Origin of the sequence: Mycolicibacterium bacteremicum (assembly GCF_002086115.1) — a bacterium.
GTDB lineage: Bacteria > Actinomycetota > Actinomycetes > Mycobacteriales > Mycobacteriaceae > Mycobacterium > Mycobacterium bacteremicum.
In genome coordinates this window covers 56683-74238 of record NZ_MVHJ01000007.1, presented here as the reverse complement: position 1 = coordinate 74238, position 17556 = coordinate 56683, and the positions used below count along the sequence as shown (strand labels likewise).

The window sequence follows — 17556 nt, the reverse complement described above, 5'->3', positions numbered from 1 at the left end:
TTCCGGAAATCCCATTCTCGCTTTCGCGCAATCATCTGTGCTAAAATCGCACATCTATGTGCACTATCTATAGAGCATCACTCTCGCGATGACGTCTGTCAAGGGACCCGCGACAAGCCCGGGACGCGAATTCACCGACCGGCCGGCGGCCGGTTCACAGACGCTGGCCCGCGGACTTTCCGCCCTCCAGGCGGTGTCGAGCGCACCCGCGGGAATCACCGCGGCGGAGGTCGCCGATTACGTCGGGGTGCACCGGACCATCGCCTACCGACTGCTCAGCACCCTGGCGCAGGCCCGGTTCATCACCAAGGGCGAGGATGGCCGCTACCGGCCTGCCGCCGCTCTGGCGGTGTTGGGCGCATCCTTCGACAACAATGTCCGCCAACTCGCGCTGCCGACGTTGCGCTTGCTCGCCGACGATCTGGGCACCACCGTCTCCCTGCTGGTCGCCGAGGGTGATCAACAGGTCGCGATCGCGGTGATCGTGCCGACGCTGGTGTTCTACCAACTGTCCTTCCACGAGGGCAGCCGCCACCCGCTGGAGCGCGGCGCCGCCGGAATTGCCCTGTTGTCGAGCATGCCGCCGCGGCCCGGCGAGCGCGAACTGGTCCGCCGGGCCCGCGATCAGGGTTGGGTGATCACCCACGGCGAGATCGAGCCCGACACCTACGGCCTGGCCGTCCCGGTCCGGCGCCGGCCGCCCTCCCCACCGACCTGCATCAACCTGATCTCCCACCGTGAGGATGTCGTCCTCACCGGTCGCGATGCCGTCATCCGCGCGGCTAAGCAACTGTCCGAGATTCTCGGCTGACAACGGAAAGGACTGAGCCCGTGCCCGACCCATGGGATCACGAGGTCGACGTCGTCGTACTCGGCACCGGGGGCGCCGGCCTGTCGGCCGCCCTGACCGCCGCCACCAACGGAGCCGACGTCGCCGTCTACGAGAAGGCGCCCACCGTCGGCGGTACCACCGCGGTCTCCGGCGGTATCGTCTGGATTCCCGCCCACAACCGGCTCGACGGCGCCGAACTGTCCGTCGAGGATGCCCTGAGATACCTTTCCGCACAGTCGTTGGGGGCCATGGACCGGGATCTGGTCGAGACCTTCGTGCGCACCGGGCCGGTGATGCTGGACTACCTGGAACAGCACAGCGACCTGCGCTTCGAGATCGCCGCGGGGTTCCCGGACTACAAGCCCGAACTGCCCGGCGGCCGGCCCGGCGGCGGCCGGTCACTCAATGCCAGACCGTTCGACCTCGCCACCCTGGGCGACTGGCACGACCGGATCACCTCCTTCCCGGTGGACTTCAGCAACGTCGGCATCGATGCCGAGACCAAGGCCCGCATCCACGCCTCCGTCGACGACCTCGACGGTGACTACTGCGTGGCAGGCATCGCGCTGATCGCCGGGCTGCTCAAGGGACTGCTCGACCGCGGTATCGAACCCGTCACCGACGCGCGCGCGATCGAGCTCTACGGATCCGCCGAGGGCATCACCGGCGTGCGGATCCAGCACGGCGGCGCAGACATCCGCGTGCGGGCCCGCAAGGCGGTCATCCTGGGGACAGGTGGGTTCGAGTGGGATCCACACCTTGTGGATGCCTACCTGCGCGGGCCGATGCGCGGCGCGGTATCGCCGCCGAACAACACCGGCGACGGGTTGCGGATGGCGATGGCGCACGGTGCCGACCTGGCCAACATGGGCGAAGCCTGGTGGGTGCCCATCGTGCAGATCCCCGGCGACACCCTGGGCGGTAGGCCGCGCAGCCGCAGCGTGCGCCTGGAACGCACCCGTCCGCGCAGCATCATCGTCAACCGGGCCGGCAAGCGATTCCTCAACGAGGCCGGCGAGTACAACTCGATGGCTGGCCCGTTCCACCATCTCGACCCGCGCGCGGGATATCTCAACGACCCGGCGTGGATCGTCTTCGACGATCAGCACCTCAAGCGGTACGGGTTCCTGGGCATCGAACCCGGGGGCGAGGCGCCGGATTGGTTCCACAAGTCGGCGACTCTGGACGATCTCGGCGCGGCGACCGGCATCGACACCGAAGGACTACGTCGGACTGTCGATCAGTGGAACGCGAACGTCGAGAACGAGCGTGACCCCGACTTCGACCGCGGCGCAAGCGCATACGACGGCTACTGGGGCGACCCGTCGGCCGCCTCACCGGCGCTGCAGACACTCGGGCCGCTCGACACCGCGCCGTTCTATGCCGTGCCGGTGGCGATCGGCGCGATGGGCACCAAGGGCGGGCCGCGCACCGACCGAGACGGACGGGTACTCCATGTCAGCGGTCAACCGATTCCTGGGCTGTTCGCGGCGGGTAATGCGATGGCCGGCGTGACCGGGAAGGCCTACGGTGGCGCCGGTGGCACCCTCGGGCCCGCGATGACATTCGGCTACCGCAGCGGATTCACCGCCGCCACCGGCGAATCCGCCCCCACCCCATAGTGATTTCGGTGAGGATACGTGCGCTGACCGCACGTATCCTCACCGAAATCACACAGGAAAACTAGGGCTGGTCCTTCACGGCGGCCTGCGGCGGGCCCGCGGTGCGCCAGTCCTCCAAGCCGTCCTCGGCCAGCCCGACCGGGAAGCCGTTCTCGTGCACCTGCGACCAGTGGCTGTGGTTGAGCTGATGCATGGTGAAGCACGCGTTCAGGGAGTTGTAGAAACCCTGGTTGTCCTGGGTCTGATTCACCGATTCCTTGATCAGCAGCGCGGCCATGGTGGGCACCTTGGCGATGCGGCGGGCGAATTCGACGGTCTTGTCGGCGAGTTCGTCGGCCGGGAAGATCTTGGAGACCATGCCGAGGGCGTGGCCCTCCTCGACCGAGAGGGTGTCCCCGGTCAACATGAGCTCCTTGGTCTTGCGGGCACCGAACTCCCAGGGGTGCGCGAAATACTCCACGCCGCACATGCCGAGCCGGGTCCCGACCACATCGGTGAACCGGGTGTTGTCCGCCGCCACGATCAGATCGCAGGACCACATCAGCATCAGCGCGGCGGCGTAGACGTCACCGTGCACCGAGGCGATGGTGATCTTGCGCAGATTGCGCCAGCGCCGGGTGTTCTCGAAGTAGTGATGCCACTCCTGCAGCATCAACTTCTCCGCACCCTCGCGGGTGCCACCGTTGACGGTGAAGCTCGGATGCTGGTTCGGGCCGGGTGAGTACTCGCCGAGCTGGACCTTGGACCCGACGTCGTGGCCGGCCGAGAACATCGGGCCATGCCCACCGAGGATCACCACCCGTACCGTGTCATCGGCCTCGGCACGTAGGAACGCCTCGTGCAGTTCGACGAGCATGCCGCGGTTCTGCGCGTTGCGAGCTTCGGCCCGGTTCAACATGATCCGGGCGATGGTGCCCTCGTCGAGGGTTTCGTAGGTGACGAAGCGGAAGTCCGGGTTATCAGCCATGATTCGCACTCTATTCCTCGGAGAACGGCGTTACCGGGCGGGGCACCTACAGCGAGAGGATTGTTGCCGAAGCGGTGCCGGGTGCGCCGTACACCTGTGCCAAGCCGACCCGCGGGCTGTTCGGAACCTGCCGCTCCCCCGCCTCGCCGCGCAGCTGGCGCACCAGCTCGTGCATCTGCCGCAGGCCCGAGGCACCGATCGGCTCACCGTTGGCGATCAGGCCGCCGTCGGTGTTGACCGGGATCGATCCGGTGATCTCGGTCGCACCGTCGATCAGCATCTTCTCCTGCTCGCCGTCGGCGCACAGCCCGGTCTCGGCCATGTGGATGACCTCGGCACCGGCGTCGGTGTCCTGCAACTGCGCGATATCGACGTCCTCGGGCCCGATACCGGCGGCCTCGTAGGCGGCCTTGGCGGCGAACACCGTGGGCGAGGGATCCTCGTCCAACGGGGCGGAGGTGGCATGCACCTCGTAGGCACCGAAGGTCCGGGTGCGGATCTCGCTGGCACGGACGAAAACGGGCTTGTCGGTGTATTTGTGCGCGATGTCGGCGCGGCACATGATGACCGCGGCGGCACCCTCGTCCGGAGCGCAGAACATGTATTGGCGCAACGGGTAGTTCAGCACCGGTGAGGCCATGATCTCCTCGACGGAGATCTCCTTGCGACGGAACGCATTCGGGTTCAGCTCGCCGTTGCGGAAGTTCTTGTTGGCCACCCGGGCCAGCGTCTCCTCCGAGATGCCGTGCTTGTGGATGTAGTGGTTGGCCTTCATCCCGAAGAACTTGGTGGTGACGAACTGGCCGTTGTTGGCGTACCACTGCGGCAGCGCGAGCTTGGCCGGATCGTCGGTGAAGGCGCCCCGCGGATGCTTGTCCAGGCCGATGGCGATGCCGATGTCGTACTTGCCCAGCCGGATGGTGTCGGCGGTCTGTTGGATCGCCGAGGCGGAGGTGGCACAGGCGTTGAACACGTTGGTGAAGGTGATGCCGGTCAGGCCCACCAGCCGGGTCACGGCATCGGGGTTGGACACCTCATAGCTGCCGCCGAAACCGAACTGGATGTCCTTCCACTCCAGACCCGCATCGGTCAACGCGCCCTGGATGGCCTCGGCACCCATCTCCATGGCGGTCTTGTCGAACCGGCCGAACGGGTGGATGCCGACTCCGATGATGGCAACGTCATTACTCATCTGTCAGGACCTCCGTGTGTGGTTGCTCTTCGCGCAGGCGATCATCGCGAAACCGGCTTGAACCAGAACGTGACGAGCTCGTCGCCGTCGGCATCGGTGGCGAACGGCGCCATGACCAGTTCGACCTCCATGCCGAAACTCAGCTTCTCCGGGTCGTTCTCGGTGAGGCGTCCCTCGACACGGATCTCATCGCCCAACTGCACGAGTCCGACCCCGAACGGCTCGAAGTCCTTGCCGGTCGGGCCGGCGTACGGCGCCCCGGGCGGGAATCCCTGTGTCGTCCAAGCGATCACGGTGCCGCGACGGGGCAGCAGCTGATCCGACATCTCGGACCTGCTGCACTTGGGGCAGTGCGTCTGGCGCGGGAACGTCACGGCCGCACAGGCACCGCACCGGCTGCCGATGAGGTGCGGGCTCTCATCGGGCCAGGTGGAGATCTCGGGGGCAAGCGCCTTCTGCATCGGGCTCCTCGAATGCGAAGAAGAGTTCATTAACGAATTCGTACAATAGCATTTCTAGGAACTGGAAACCACATTCTCATTCGGGTTTGACCTGCGCACCATCCAGCAACCGGGCCGTCGCGGCATAGACGTCGAGCTGCCCGTCGGCCACATCGGCCGCCAGCTCGTCGAGCCCGGGATGGGTCCGCAGCGCGGTCTGCGCCAGCGACAGAATCTGCAGGCGCGCCCGGGCCCCTCGACGCTCGGCGGTATCGGCGCGGTGGTGGGCGTCCACAGCGGCCGCTAGTTCCTCGATACCGGTGTTCTGGGTCGCGCTGATCTTGAGGATCGGCAGGCCGGTCTCGATGTGCAGTTCACGGGCGGTCTGGTCGGCACCATCACGGTCGGCCTTGTTGACGACGATGATGTCGGCGATCTCCAGCAGGCCCGCCTTGGCGGCCTGGATGGCGTCGCCGGCACCGGGGTTCAGGATCACCACGGTCGGATCCGCCACCGCGGCGATCTCGATCTCGGACTGCCCGACACCGACGGTCTCCAGCACCACCAGGTCGTAGCCCAACGTGCCCAACAGCGTGATCGACGCCGGTACCGCCGCCGCCAGCCCGCCGAGATGCCCGCGGGTGGCCACCGACCGGATCAGGACATCCGGATCGTTGATGTGCGCGGCCATCCGGATCCGGTCCCCGAGCAACGCTCCCCCGCTGTACGGCGAGGACGGGTCGACGGCCAGCACCGCCACCCGCAATCCGCTCGCGCGATACGCCGCGACCAGCACTGCGATCGTGGTGGATTTCCCGGCTCCGGGCGGGCCGGTGATGCCGATGGTGCGCACCCGCCCGGTGGGCAACTCGGCCAACACCTCGGCGCGGCGGTCACTTTCGACCAGGCTGAGCAGCTTGCCGACGGCGCGCAGCGAGCCACCGCGGGCCGCCGCCAGAAGTTCGGTGATCGTCATTGCGTGCGACTCTAGGGCGCTGCGGTTCACATTCACCGCCCCTTCGATGTAGTTGAGAATGCTATTCTCCCCCGCAGAGAGTGCTAGTTGCAAGAAGGGGTGCAGACATGGATATCGCCGGTAGCTCGGCGCTGGTCGTCGGCGGCGCGGGAGGACTCGGAGAAGCGACGGTGCGGCGGCTGCATGCCGCCGGTGCCAAGGTCGTGGTCGCCGACCTGGCCGACGAGAAGGGGCCCAAGCTCGCCGACGAGCTCGGGGTCACCTACGTCCGCACCGACGCCACCTCCGAGGAGTCGGTCAACGCCGCCATCGCCGAAGCCGAAGCGCTGGCGCCGCTGCGCATCTCGGTGGACACCCACGGTGGCCCGGCCGCGGGCGGCCGGTTGATCGGCAAGGACGGGTCCCCGCTCGGCCTCGACGGGTTCGAGACCACCGTCAAGTTCTACCTGACCGCGGTGTTCAACGTGCTGCGGCTGGCCGCCGCGGCGATCGCCCGCACCGAGCCGCTGGAGGAGGGCGGGCGCGGCGTCATCGTCAACACCGCATCCATCGCCGGTTACGAGGGCCAGGTCGGCCAGCTGCCCTACGCCGCGGCCAAGGGCGGCGTGCTCGGCATGACGCTGGTGGCCGCTCGGGATCTGTCCCCGTTGGGGATTCGCGTCAACACCATCGCCCCGGGCACCATCAACACCCCCGCCTACGGCAAGGCCGCCGATCAGCTCGAGCAGTACTGGGCGCCACAGATCCCATTCCCCAAGCGGATGGGCCGCAGCACCGAGTACGCACAGCTGGCGCAGAGCATCATCGAGAACGACTACCTCAACGGCGAGATCATCCGCCTCGACGGGGCGCTGCGCTTCCCGCCGAAGTGACGCTCGCGGGCAAGACGGCCTTCGTCGCCGGCGCAAGCCGCGGCATCGGCGCCACCATCGCCCGAGCACTCGCGGCCGCCGGCGCGTCGGTGGCCGTCGCCGCCCGTTCCGAGGAGCAAGGTCGACTGCCCGGCACCATCGGCTCGGTGGCCGATGCGATCACCGCGAACGGCGGCCGGGCGCTGGCGGTGCCGTGCGACGTCACCGACGAGACCTCGGTCGAAACCGCTGTGGCAGCCGCGGTCTCGGAGTTCGGTGGGATCGACATCCTGGTGGCCAATGCAGGTGTGCTGTGGCTCGGACCCATCGAGTCCACCCCGCTCAAGCGTTGGCAGCTGTGCCTGGACGTCAACCTGACCGGCGTCTTCCTGGTCACCAAGGCCGTCATCCCGCACGTGCGCGCCCGCGGCGGCGGCTCCCTGACGGCCATCACCACCACCGGTGTGGGGATGCCCGGCGCCAACGCGTACTGGGTGTCCAAGGCCGCCGTCGAGCGGCTCTACCTCGGCCTGGCCGAGGACCTGCGGGCAGACAACATCGCGGTCAACTGCCTGAGCCCGTCGCGGGTGGTGCTCACCGAGGGCTGGCAGGCCGGTGCGGCCGGCATCGAGGTCCCACCGGAGATGGTGGAACCACCCGAGGCCATGGGTCGCGCGGCCGTGCTGCTGGCCGGCCAGGACGCATCGGGTATCACCGCGACCGTCCAGCGCTCCGAGGAGCTCATCCGTTGAAACCGTCACGCAGCGCCCGGCGCAGCACCTTGCCCGACGGCAGTCGCGGGACGGCGTCGACGAACACCACCCGCCGCGGCCGCTTGTAGGATGAAAGACGTTGTGCCACCATGTCGATCAGCTCCTGCTCGGTGACGGCTCCGGTGGTGGCGACAGCGGCGATCACCCGTTCCCCGTCGGCCTCGTCGGGTACTCCGAACACCGCGCAGTCGGCGACCGCCGGGTGCCCGTGCAACACCGCCTCCACCTCGGCGGGCGCCACCTGGAACCCACGGACCTTGATCATCTCCTTGAGCCGATCGGTGATGCGCAGCCAACCCTGCTCGTCGAGTTCGCCGATGTCCCCCGTGCGGTACCAGCCCTCGTCGAAGGCGGCGGCGGTGTCGACGTCGGGTAGGTAACCCGCCATCACCGACGGGGAACGCACCTGTATCTCGCCGTGGTCCCCGATGCGCACCTGGACCCCGGGCACGGGCTTGCCGACGGTGTCGAGCCGGGCATCGTCGATCGGGCAGCACGCGATCACCGGCAACTCACTGGCCCCGTAGGCGGACACCCACCGCACGCCGATACGTTCGGTGACCGCATCGGCCACGCTGCGGGTGACCGGGGTGGCGCACCACATGATGTAGCGCAGCGAGGACAGGTCGTAGCGTTCCAGGTCCGGGTGTGCGGCGATCGCCAGGGCGATGGGCGCGACGGCCATCTCGATCGTGATGCGATCGTCCTGGATGTGGGTCAGCATGCGGTCGATGTCGAACCTCGGATGCAACCGCATCCACGCACCGGCGTCGAGCACCGTGGCGATGTTCAGCAGCCCGAGGATGTGCGAGGGCGGCGTCATGATCTGCATGCGGTCGGCGGCGCCCAGACCCAACGCGGCGCGCCAATGCCGTACCGCGGCAGCGAAAGCCGCATGGGTGTGGCGGACCGCCTTGGGCATCCCGGTGGTGCCCGAACTGAAGACGAACAGCGCGTCGGCCTCGGCCGGGACCGGCCGCCGCTCGCCGACCCCGGCGATGATGGGCTCGTCGAGATGCACCGTCGGGAGCAGGTCGCCCAGCAGCGCGACATCCCCGACACCGAGGACCGGATGCGTCAGCGCCAGTGCATGGGCCACCTCGGCGCGTTTCCACGCCGAGCTGATCAGGACGACCGCGGCACCCAGCCGCCAGACGGCGCGCAGTGCGATGACGAACTCGGGCCGGTTCGATGACATCAGCGCCACCCGATCGCCGGCGCCCACCCCGCGCTCGGCCAGCGTGACGGCCATTCCCTCGGCCAACGCGTCGAGCTCGGCCAGCGTGTACTCCCGACCCTCGTAGGCGAGGACCGCCCCAGTCGTCGATGCCATCAAGCGACTATCTTATCCGTAACGGAGAATGATATTCTCCGTTTGTCAGAATCACACGCCCAGGAGATCTCGATGACGGCTGAACCCGTGCCTGCCGACGAAGTGACGATCGTGCTCGACGGCGCCAGCACCACGATAGTGCCGACGGTGGGCGACACCCTGCTGGAGACCGCGCGCCGCGCCGGGTTGACGCCCCCGTTCGCGTGCGAGGCGGGAAACTGCGGCACCTGCATCGCCAAGTTGACCGAGGGTTCGGCGACCATGCGCGTCAACGACGCACTCGATGAGGACGAGGTCGACGAGGGTTACGTGCTGACCTGCCAGGCGATTCCCGATCCCGGCCCGCTGACGGTGAACTACGACGACTGAACCGACTACGACGACTGAACCGCCTCGAAGACCGGCGCGGGCCGATACTCGGGATCGAATCCGGCGATTCGGATCGGGCTGGCCACCAGCCGGAAATCGCCGGCGTCCACCACCACCTCCGGGGTGTCCTCCAACGCCTCCGGCAATGAGCGAACCGCCGCGGCCGGGATTCCCAGCGGCTTGAGCCTGCGCTCCCAATTGACCGCGGTGTCACCGGCCAGCGCGGCCGTCACCACCGCCAGCACATCATCGCGGGCGGCCGCCCGCTCGGCCATGGTGGCGAACCCGGTCAGCCCGGCCTCGGCGGCGAACGACCGCCAGAACCCGTCATGGGTGATGAACAGGGCCAGGTAGCCGTCGGCGGTCGGGAAGAGCTGCGCCGGAACGTAATACGAGTGCGCACCGAACGGATGGCGCTTCGGCGCCACACCGTCGTTGAGGTAGGCCGCCGCCCGGTAGTTCAGCTGGGAGAGCATGACGTCGCGCAGGCACACCTCGACCTGACCACCCTGACCGGAGACGATCTTGGCCAGCAACCCCAGCGCCGCGGTCAGCCCGGTGGAGTTGTCGGCGGCCGAGTAGCCGGGCAAGGTGGGCGGGGCATCCGGGTCGCCGGTCATCGCGGCCACCCCCGTCGCGGCCTGGATGACGTAGTCGAAGGCCGGGTCGTCACCGCCGTCGAGCCCGTACCCGGTCAGCGCGACGCAGACGATCTTCGGGTTGTGCGCGCGTAGGTTCTCGTAGGTGAGGCCCAGCTTCTTGATGGCCGAGGGTTTCATGTTGACCAGCAGCGCATGCGAATCCGTGACCAGCTCGGCCAGTCTGGCCTGTCCTTCGGCCGAGCGCAGATCCAGGCACACGCTGCGCTTGTTGCGGTTGAGGCTGGCGAAATAGCTGTCACTGACCTGTCGGGAGATCTCCCCACCGGGCGGCTCGACCTTGATGACCTCGGCGCCCAGGTCGGCCAGCAGCATGGTGGCGTACGGGCCGGCCAGCATGACACCGACCTCGATGATCCGGATGCCGGCCAGCGGACCCGAGGTCACGACACCTGCTTGGCGAGCTCGGCGATTACCTCGCGGGTCCGGTACTTCGACGCGATCAACTCGTCGCGGTTGTCCCCGATCGGTAGCAGGCGCACTGACAGATCGGTGACGCCGGCATCGGCAAAGGCCTTGAATCGCTTGAGGATCGACTCCTCATCGCCGGCCGCGCAGAGATCACCGACCGTGCGGGCGTCACCGCGGTCGAGCAGTCGCTGATAGTTCGGTGAGGTCTCGGCCTCGGCCAGGATGCGGTTGGCGCGTTCCTTGGCCGACTCGATCTCGGAGTTCGCACACAGCGTCACCGGGATGCCGGCGACGATACGGGGTGCGGGCTTGCCCGCCTCGGCGGCGGCCTTGTTGATCTTGGGTGCGATGTGCTCGCCGATGGCCTTCTCGTCGGCCATCCACAGCGAGGTGCCGTCGGCGTGCTCCCCGGCAATCTGCAGCATCACCGGGCCGAGCGCGGCCACCAACACCGGCATCGGCGTCTCGGCGGCCAGGGCGGTCGGGTTGTGCACGGTGAAGTGGTCGTTCTCCACGTCGACCGGGCCCGGCCCGGCGATCGCCGCGTTGAGCACCTGCAGATAGTCGCGGGTGTAGCCGGCCGGCTTGTCATACGGCAGCCCCAGCATGTCCCGGATGATCCAGTGGTGCGACGGTCCGACGCCCAGGGCCAGCCGGCCACCGGACACCGCGTGTACCGAAAGTGCCTGCCGGGCAAGGGCGATGGGGTGCTGCGCCTGCAGCGGCACCACCGCGGTGCCCAGTTCGATGCGGGTGCTGTGCGAGGCCATCAGCGCCACCATGGTCAGCAGGTCGAAATCGTCTGGCACCTGCGGCATCCACGCGGTGGCCAGACCCGCCGAGTCGGCCCACTCGATATCGGAGACGAGCTTGGTGACCTTGCGCGACATGCCGCCGCGCTCGGCCCCGATCATCACGCCCAGTCTCATGATGCGTGTTCCCCTGCCTTCTCCGTCAGCGCCCGCACCTCGGTGACCAGGGTGTCCAGCGCGGTACCGGTCGGGAACACCGCGGCCGCACCGGCGTCGAGCAGTTTCTGGACGTCGGATTCCGGGATGGTGCCGCCCACCACGACGGCGATGTCACCGGCATCGGCGGCGCGCAAGGCATCGACGGTGCGCTTGGTCATCGCCACGTGCGCCCCGGACAGGATCGAAAGGCCGACCAGGGCAACGTCTTCCTGTAGGGCGATGGACACGATGTCCTCGATGCGCTGCCGGATACCGGTGTAGATGACCTCGAAACCAGCATCGCGCAACGTGCGGGCGACGATCTTGGCGCCGCGGTCGTGTCCGTCCAGACCGGGCTTGGCGACCAGCACTCGGGTCGCCATCAGAAGACCACCGGCTGCACGAACTCGCCCCACACTGCCTTGAGCGCCGAGACCATCTCGCCCACCGTGCAGTAGGCGTTGGCGCAGTCGATCAATTTGTGCATCAGGTTGTCGTCTCCCTCGGCTGCTCGGGACAGCGCGGCCAGCGCCTCCTTCACCGCGACGTCGTCACGCTCGGCCTTGACCTTCGCCAGTCGCGCGAGTTGTTTGTCACGACCCTCGGCGTCGAGTTCGTAGGTGGCCAGATCCGGGGCCGGCTCGTCGACGACGAACTTGTTCACCCCGACCACCGGCCGCTGTCCGGATTCCACCTCGTTGTGGATCTTGAACGCCTCGTCGGCAATCAGGCCCTGCAGATACCCGTCCTCGATGCAGCGCACCATCCCACCGTGGTCCTCGAGATCGCGCATGATCTCGATGATCTTCTCCTCGGTGGCGTCGGTGAGTGCTTCGACGAAGTAGGAACCGCCCAGCGGGTCGGCCACCTTGGTGACGCCCGTCTCGTAGGCCAGGATCTGCTGGGTGCGCAGCGCCAGGGTCGCCGACTCCTCGGACGGCAGCGCGAACGGCTCGTCCCAGGCCGCGGTGAACATCGACTGCACACCGCCGAGCACCGAGGCCAGTGCCTCGTACGCCACCCGCACCAGGTTGTTCTGGGCCTGCGGCGCGTACAGCGAGGCCCCACCCGACACACAGCCGAACCGGAACATCGCGGCCTTGTCGGTGGTGGCGCCGTAGCGCTCCCGCACGATGGTGGCCCACCGCCGCCGCCCGGCGCGGTACTTGGCGATCTCCTCGAAGAAGTCGCCATGGGTGTAGAAGAAGAACGAGATCTGTGGCGCGAACTTGTCGATGGTCATCCGACCGCGCTCGACGACGGTGTCGCAGTAGGTCACGCCGTCGGCGAGGGTGAACGCCATCTCTTGCACAGCATTGGCGCCGGCATCCCGGAAGTGCGCACCGGCCACCGAGATCGCGTTGAAACGGGGTACCTCGGCCGCGCAGAACTCGATGGTGTCGGCGATCAGCCGCAACGACGGCTCCGGCGGCCAGATCCAGGTGCCCCGCGAGGCGTACTCCTTGAGAATGTCGTTCTGGATGGTGCCGGTCAGCTTCTCGCGCGGCACCCCCTTCTTCTCCGCCGCGGCCACGTAGAAGGCCAGCAGGATCGCCGCGGTGCCGTTGATGGTGAAGCTGGTGCTGATCTTGTCCAGCGGGATGCTGTCGAACAGGATCTCGGCGTCGGCCAGGGTGTCGACGGCGACGCCGACGCGGCCGACCTCTTCCCCGTACTCGGGGTCGTCGGAGTCGTAACCGCACTGCGTGGGCAGATCCAGGGCCACCGACAGACCGGTGCCGCCCTGATCGAGCAGGTAGCGATACCGCTGATTGGACTCCTCGGCGGTGCCGAAACCCGAATACTGACGGAAGGTCCAGGTCTTACCGCGGTAGCCGGACGCGAAATTACCGCGCGTGAACGGATACTCACCGGGTGCGGGCGGGTCCTGCGCACGGTCGGCCGGCCCGTAGACCGGGGCCAGCGGAATACCCGACGGGGTCACGACGTCATCGCTCATCGTTGGATAACGTACTTCCAAAAAATGAGAATGCCAATACCGCAGACGGAAAACATGCACCCTGAAGGCGTGGAACCACTCGTTTGGCCCCGCCGCGAGGCAGTCCGACCGACCCCCGCCGCGCCGTCTTCGCAGGCCATGCGCGATTATGACACTTGCTGAAAATGAGAATGCCAATACCATCTAGGTCAGGTACGACCGTCGTCCAAGGAGTCCCTATGTCCAGCGAGCAACGCCCGCTTGCCGACCGCACACTGCTGGTTTCCGGCGGCAGCCGCGGCATCGGGCTGGCCATCGCCCTCGGCGCCGCCCGCCAGGGCGCCAATGTGGTGCTGTTGGCCAAGACCGCCGAACCGCATCCGAAGCTGCCCGGCACGGTGCACACCGCGGTCGCCGATGTGGAGGCCGTCGGCGCCAAGGCCGTGGCCGTCGTCGGCGACGTCCGCAAGGAAGAGGACGTCGCCCGCGCCGTGGACACCGCCGTGCAGGCCTTCGGCGGGATCGACATCGTGGTCAACAACGCCAGCGCGATAGCGACCGAGCCCACCGAATCGCTTTCGGCCAAGAAGTACGACCTGATGATGGACATCAACGTGCGCGGCACGTTCCTGCTCACCAAGGCCGCGCTGCCGCACCTGCGCGCGTCGTCGGCCGCGCACGTCATCACCCTGGCGCCGCCGCTGAACCTCAACCCGTACTGGCTCGGAGCGCACCCGGCCTACACCGTGTCCAAGTACGGGATGACACTGTTGTCGCTGGGTTGGGCGCAGGAGTACCGCGACTCGGGAATCGGCTTCAGCTGCCTGTGGCCGCAGACCTATATCGCCACCTCCGCGGTGACCAATCTGGCCGACGGCGACACCCTGGCATCGGCCTCGCGCAGTCCGGAGATCATGGCCGACGCCGCGGTGCAGATCCTGACCGGTCCGCCCGAGAAGTCCAATGGCCAGACCTACATCGACGCCGACGTCCTGGCCGAGGCAGGGATCACCGACCTGTCCCGTTACGGCGGTGGGGATGACCCCATCTGGGATATCTTCGTGGACAAGTCATGAGTATCTCGCTGCTGCTGGAGATGGCGTCCTCGGCCAACCCGGACGCCACCGCGATCGTGTCCGGCGACCTGCGGCTGACCGTCGAGGAACTGAGCACGCTCGCCGACGGCGGCGCCGGGGTGGTGGCAGCCACCGGCGCCGGTCACGTCGCCTATGTCGGGACCGGTGGCGCGCTGCTGCCGCTGCTGCTGTTCTCGGCCGCCCGCGCCGGGGTGGCCGTCACGCCGTTGAACTATCGGCTGTCCGCCGACGGGCTCCGGGCGTTGATCGACCGGTTGCCCGACCCGCTCGTCGTGGTCGATGACGAGTACCGCGCCGCGGTGGGTGACGGCTACCGGGTGATCGGCTCCCGGGAGTTCCTGGCCCAGGCGCGCACCGCCGAACCAGCAGCGGAGTTCCCCGACCCCGATTCCGTCGGCGTGGTGTTGTTCACCTCGGGCACCACCTCGGCGCCCAAAGCCGTTGAGCTGACCCACAACAACCTCACCAGCTATATCACCGGGACGGTCGAGTTCGGTGCGGCCGCCGAGGGTGACGCCGCTCTGATCTGTGTGCCGCCTTACCACATCGCCGGGGTGTCGGCGGCGCTGTCGAACCTGTACGCCGGCCGTAAGATGGTGTACCTCACCCAGTTCGACGCCCGGGAATGGGTGCGGCTGGTGCAGACCGAGGGCGTCACCTCGGCCACCGTCGTGCCGACCATGCTGGACCGGATCGTCACCGTGCTGGAGGAGCAACGCACCGAGCTACCGACTCTGCGGACGCTTGCCTACGGCGGCTCGAAGGTGGCACTTCCGTTGGTGCGCAAGGCCCTTGAGCTGCTACCCGCGGTCGGCTTCGTCAACGCATACGGTCTGACCGAGACCAGTTCGACAATCGCGGTGCTGACCCCCGACGATCATCGGGTGGCGCTGGCCTCCGAGGACCCGGCGGTCGCCCGCCGGCTGGCCTCGGTGGGCCAGCCGGTGCCCAGCATCGAGGTGCAGATCCGGGCCGAGGACGGAACCGTCCTTGCCGCAGGCGAAACCGGCGAACTGTTCGTCCGCGGTGAACAGGTCTCGGGCCGCTACACCGGTATCGGTTCGGTGCTCGACGAGCACGGCTGGTTCCCGACCAAGGACGTGGCCACCCTCGACGAGGACGGATACCTCTTCATCGGCGGCCGTTCCGACGACACCATCATCCGCGGCGGGGAGAACATCGCCCCGGCCGAGATCGAGGATGTGCTGGTCGAACATCCGGCGGTGCGCGACTGCGCAGTGGTCGGCACCGAAGACCCGCAGTGGGGTCAGATCATCGTCGCGGTCGTCGTGCCCACACCCGGCAGCGACCCCGAACCCGAGGACCTGCGCGAGTTCGTCCGTGCTCAGTTGCGCGGCTCCCGCACCCCCGACCGCGTGGTGTTCCGCGCCGAACTGCCCACCAACGCCACCGGCAAAGTGCTGCGCCGGGAACTCGTCAGCGAACTCAACGATAAGGAGCCCGCATGATCAAGAACGGCACCCGCCTGCAGAGCCAGGTCTGCGACACCCAGGTCATCGTGGTTCGCAGCTCCGACGCCCTCGATGACCTGCGGGCCGGCGGCGCACCGCTGATCCCGGTCGGCGGCGAGGCCACCGCCGGTCTGTCGCTGGACCCCGGCCTGGCCGACGGCAACCTGATGGGCAAGCGCTACGTGGATGACAGCGGCGCCGAGATCCTGGTGACCAAGGCCGGCAAGGGCACGCTCAGCATCGGCGGCACTCCGCTGGCCATCAAAGAGGCCAAACCGCTGCCTGCCAGCGACTGACGAGACCCGCCGTCGTCGTAAGCTCCGACGATGACGACGACGGCGATCGGCAAGACGCGTTCCCTCGGACTGGTCGGCGTTGCCTACGCGGCCGCCATCGCGGCGGGCGCGGCGTGGCTGTGGTGGGGACCGGCGACCGGCCGGCTCTGGTTGGACACCCTGATCGCCGACATCCTGGCGACCCTGGTCATTTTCGTCTTCAGTCGGGTCTACCGGAACTCCAGCTTCTACGACGCCTACTGGAGCGTCATCCCGCCCCTGCTGCTTTTTTACTGGTGGTACCGCGCGGCCCCGGACGTCGACCCGGTGCGCGCCTGGCTGGTCACCGTCGTGGTCGTGCTCTGGGCGGTCCGGCTGACGGCGAACTGGGTGTATGCCTTCCCGGGCCTGCATCACGAGGATTGGCGCTACCCGATGTTCAAGGAGCGCGCCGGGCGCTTCGAGATCCTGGCCGATCTGGTGGCCATCCACCTCATCCCGACCCTGCAGGTGTTCCTGGGCATGGTGCCGGTGTACATCGCGCTCACCCGACCGGACCCGGGACTGGTCTGGCTGAGTTGGCTCGCGCTGGTGGTGGGCCTCGCGGCGGTCGCGCTCGAACTCGTCGCCGACGTGCAGATGCACCGCTTCGTCGCCGAGCGCCGACCCGGCCAGGCGATGGACCGCGGCGTGTGGAGTTGGTCGCGACACCCGAATTACTTCGGAGAGTTCAGCTTCTGGATGGCATTGGCATTGTTCGGCGTCGCCGCGGCCCCCTCGTACTGGTGGTTGTCCAGCCTGGGCGCCGTGGCCATCCTGGCCATGTTTCTGGGCGCCAGCATCCCGATGATGGAGGAGCGCAGCCTGGCTCGCCGACCGGCCTATCAGGACGTCATCGACCGGGTCTCCCGGTTCGTGCCGAGACCCCCACGACGCTGAAACGCATGATGGCTGCCCCCGACCGGGTCGGGAGCAGCCATCGGGCGATCCGGTGGGATCAGTAGGTCGGCACGAAGACGCCGTTGATCCAGACGCCCCAGTGGTTCCAGCCGCTGTCCCACACCTGCTGGTTGCCCTGAGCCCAGGCCGGGTCGACGGGCTTGGGCGGGGCCCAGGCCGGTGCGGTGCCGACGGACGGGCCCGCAGGCGGAGCGGGCGGCATCGGGGCGGGCTCGGCGGTTGCCATACCGGCGGCAGCAAGAGGTCCGGCGATGAGGCCACCGGCGACGGCTGCACCTGCGATCAGCTTCTTCACATTCATGTTGCGAGATCCTGTTCTTTAGAGCACCTACCTGAACGGCGGATACATACCGCCTCGGTCCACCGGGTAAACCACTACCCGCCCTTCTGTGAGCTGCTTCATATACCCCTGCGGCGACGGCCCAGGTCGGCGATTGA

General features: G+C 67.8%; 19 protein-coding genes. 9 read left to right on the top strand and 10 right to left on the bottom strand.

The features are described from left to right. Positions 1–88: 88 nt before the first annotated feature. Both BST17_RS10375 and BST17_RS10370 read left to right on the top strand, forming a co-directional pair. Entirely contained in the window at positions 89–811 is a 723-nt protein-coding gene (locus BST17_RS10375) for an IclR family transcriptional regulator (protein WP_083057675.1), read from the top strand. A 20-nt stretch (positions 812–831) separates the two neighbouring features. Beyond that, positions 832–2454 (top strand): FAD-dependent oxidoreductase, encoded by a 1623-nt coding sequence (locus BST17_RS10370; protein ID WP_109750082.1) that lies wholly within the window; start codon positions 832–834, stop codon positions 2452–2454. Between the two features lie 61 nt (positions 2455–2515). On the opposite strand, the gene BST17_RS10365 is transcribed toward BST17_RS10370, so the two are convergent. The 4 genes from BST17_RS10365 to meaB form a co-directional block, all read right to left on the bottom strand. Continuing rightward, a complete protein-coding gene (locus tag BST17_RS10365) occupies positions 2516–3421 on the bottom strand; it encodes an enoyl-CoA hydratase (RefSeq protein WP_083057672.1) in 906 nt (301 codons plus the stop codon). A gap of 46 nt (positions 3422–3467) precedes the next feature. Next, entirely contained in the window at positions 3468–4613 is a 1146-nt protein-coding gene (locus BST17_RS10360) for a thiolase family protein (protein WP_083057670.1), read from the bottom strand. Positions 4614–4654: 41 nt separating this feature from the next. Then, positions 4655–5074 (bottom strand): Zn-ribbon domain-containing OB-fold protein, encoded by a 420-nt coding sequence (locus BST17_RS10355; RefSeq protein WP_083057669.1) that lies wholly within the window; start codon positions 5072–5074, stop codon positions 4655–4657. A gap of 76 nt (positions 5075–5150) precedes the next feature. Continuing rightward, the gene (meaB, locus tag BST17_RS10350; protein ID WP_083057667.1) at positions 5151–6029 is read right to left on the bottom strand and encodes a methylmalonyl Co-A mutase-associated GTPase MeaB; all 879 of its coding nucleotides are present in this window, start codon (positions 6027–6029) and stop codon (positions 5151–5153) included. Positions 6030–6136: 107 nt separating this feature from the next. On the opposite strand from meaB, the gene BST17_RS10345 reads away from it, so the two are divergent. Together BST17_RS10345 and BST17_RS10340 are read left to right on the top strand one after the other, a co-directional pair. Further along, positions 6137–6901, top strand: a complete 765-nt coding sequence (locus tag BST17_RS10345) for an SDR family NAD(P)-dependent oxidoreductase (protein WP_030137312.1) — start codon at positions 6137–6139, stop codon at positions 6899–6901. Next, positions 6898–7632: an SDR family NAD(P)-dependent oxidoreductase gene (locus tag BST17_RS10340; RefSeq protein WP_083057666.1), complete on the top strand. Its 735-nt coding sequence runs from the start codon at positions 6898–6900 to the stop codon at positions 7630–7632. The genes BST17_RS10345 and BST17_RS10340 overlap by 4 nt, the downstream gene beginning before the upstream one ends. Here BST17_RS10340 and BST17_RS10335 read toward each other — a convergent pair. Beyond that, positions 7622–8986, bottom strand: a complete 1365-nt coding sequence (locus BST17_RS10335) for a class I adenylate-forming enzyme family protein (RefSeq protein ID WP_083057664.1) — start codon at positions 8984–8986, stop codon at positions 7622–7624. The genes BST17_RS10340 and BST17_RS10335 overlap by 11 nt on opposite strands. Before the next feature lie 72 nt (positions 8987–9058). Here BST17_RS10335 and BST17_RS10330 point away from each other — a divergent pair, with 72 nt between their 5' ends. Beyond that, a complete protein-coding gene (locus BST17_RS10330) occupies positions 9059–9355 on the top strand; it encodes a 2Fe-2S iron-sulfur cluster-binding protein (RefSeq protein ID WP_083057663.1) in 297 nt (98 codons plus the stop codon). 5 nt (positions 9356–9360) lie between these two features. Here the strand turns inward: BST17_RS10330 and BST17_RS10325 are convergent, their stop codons facing one another. Genes BST17_RS10325 through BST17_RS10310 form a run of 4 tightly spaced genes read right to left on the bottom strand, consistent with a single transcriptional unit; the run spans position 9361 to position 13335 of the window. Then, positions 9361–10401 carry a CaiB/BaiF CoA transferase family protein gene (locus tag BST17_RS10325; protein ID WP_083057661.1) on the bottom strand — a complete coding sequence of 347 codons (1041 nt, stop codon included), beginning with the start codon at positions 10399–10401 and terminating at the stop codon, positions 9361–9363. After that, positions 10398–11354 (bottom strand): LLM class F420-dependent oxidoreductase, encoded by a 957-nt coding sequence (locus BST17_RS10320; protein ID WP_083057660.1) that lies wholly within the window; start codon positions 11352–11354, stop codon positions 10398–10400. Before BST17_RS10320 ends, BST17_RS10325 begins: the two co-directional genes overlap by 4 nt. Further along, on the bottom strand, positions 11351–11758 hold the full coding sequence (locus BST17_RS10315; RefSeq protein WP_083057658.1) for a cobalamin B12-binding domain-containing protein: 408 nt from the start codon (positions 11756–11758) through the stop codon (positions 11351–11353). Before BST17_RS10315 ends, BST17_RS10320 begins: the two co-directional genes overlap by 4 nt. Next, complete coding sequence (locus BST17_RS10310; protein WP_083057656.1) at positions 11758–13335, bottom strand: methylmalonyl-CoA mutase family protein; 1578 nt, start codon at positions 13333–13335, stop codon at positions 11758–11760. The genes BST17_RS10315 and BST17_RS10310 overlap by 1 nt, the downstream gene beginning before the upstream one ends. Before the next feature lie 218 nt (positions 13336–13553). Here BST17_RS10310 and BST17_RS10305 point away from each other — a divergent pair, with 218 nt between their 5' ends. From BST17_RS10305 to BST17_RS10290, 4 genes are read left to right on the top strand one after another with little or no spacing between them, the layout of a single operon-like run. Next, positions 13554–14390, top strand: coding sequence for an SDR family oxidoreductase (locus BST17_RS10305; protein ID WP_083057655.1), 837 nt, complete (start codon positions 13554–13556; stop codon positions 14388–14390). After that, a complete protein-coding gene (locus BST17_RS10300) occupies positions 14387–15880 on the top strand; it encodes a class I adenylate-forming enzyme family protein (protein ID WP_083057653.1) in 1494 nt (497 codons plus the stop codon). Before BST17_RS10305 ends, BST17_RS10300 begins: the two co-directional genes overlap by 4 nt. Beyond that, positions 15877–16179 carry a hypothetical protein gene (locus BST17_RS10295; protein WP_083057651.1) on the top strand — a complete coding sequence of 101 codons (303 nt, stop codon included), beginning with the start codon at positions 15877–15879 and terminating at the stop codon, positions 16177–16179. The genes BST17_RS10300 and BST17_RS10295 overlap by 4 nt, the downstream gene beginning before the upstream one ends. A 30-nt stretch (positions 16180–16209) precedes the next feature. Next, the gene (locus tag BST17_RS10290) at positions 16210–17097 is read left to right on the top strand and encodes a DUF1295 domain-containing protein (protein WP_083057650.1); all 888 of its coding nucleotides are present in this window, start codon (positions 16210–16212) and stop codon (positions 17095–17097) included. 58 nt (positions 17098–17155) lie between these two features. On the opposite strand, the gene BST17_RS10285 is transcribed toward BST17_RS10290, so the two are convergent. Beyond that, positions 17156–17419, bottom strand: a complete 264-nt coding sequence (locus tag BST17_RS10285; protein ID WP_083057648.1) for a hypothetical protein — start codon at positions 17417–17419, stop codon at positions 17156–17158. Positions 17420–17556 lie beyond the last annotated feature (137 nt).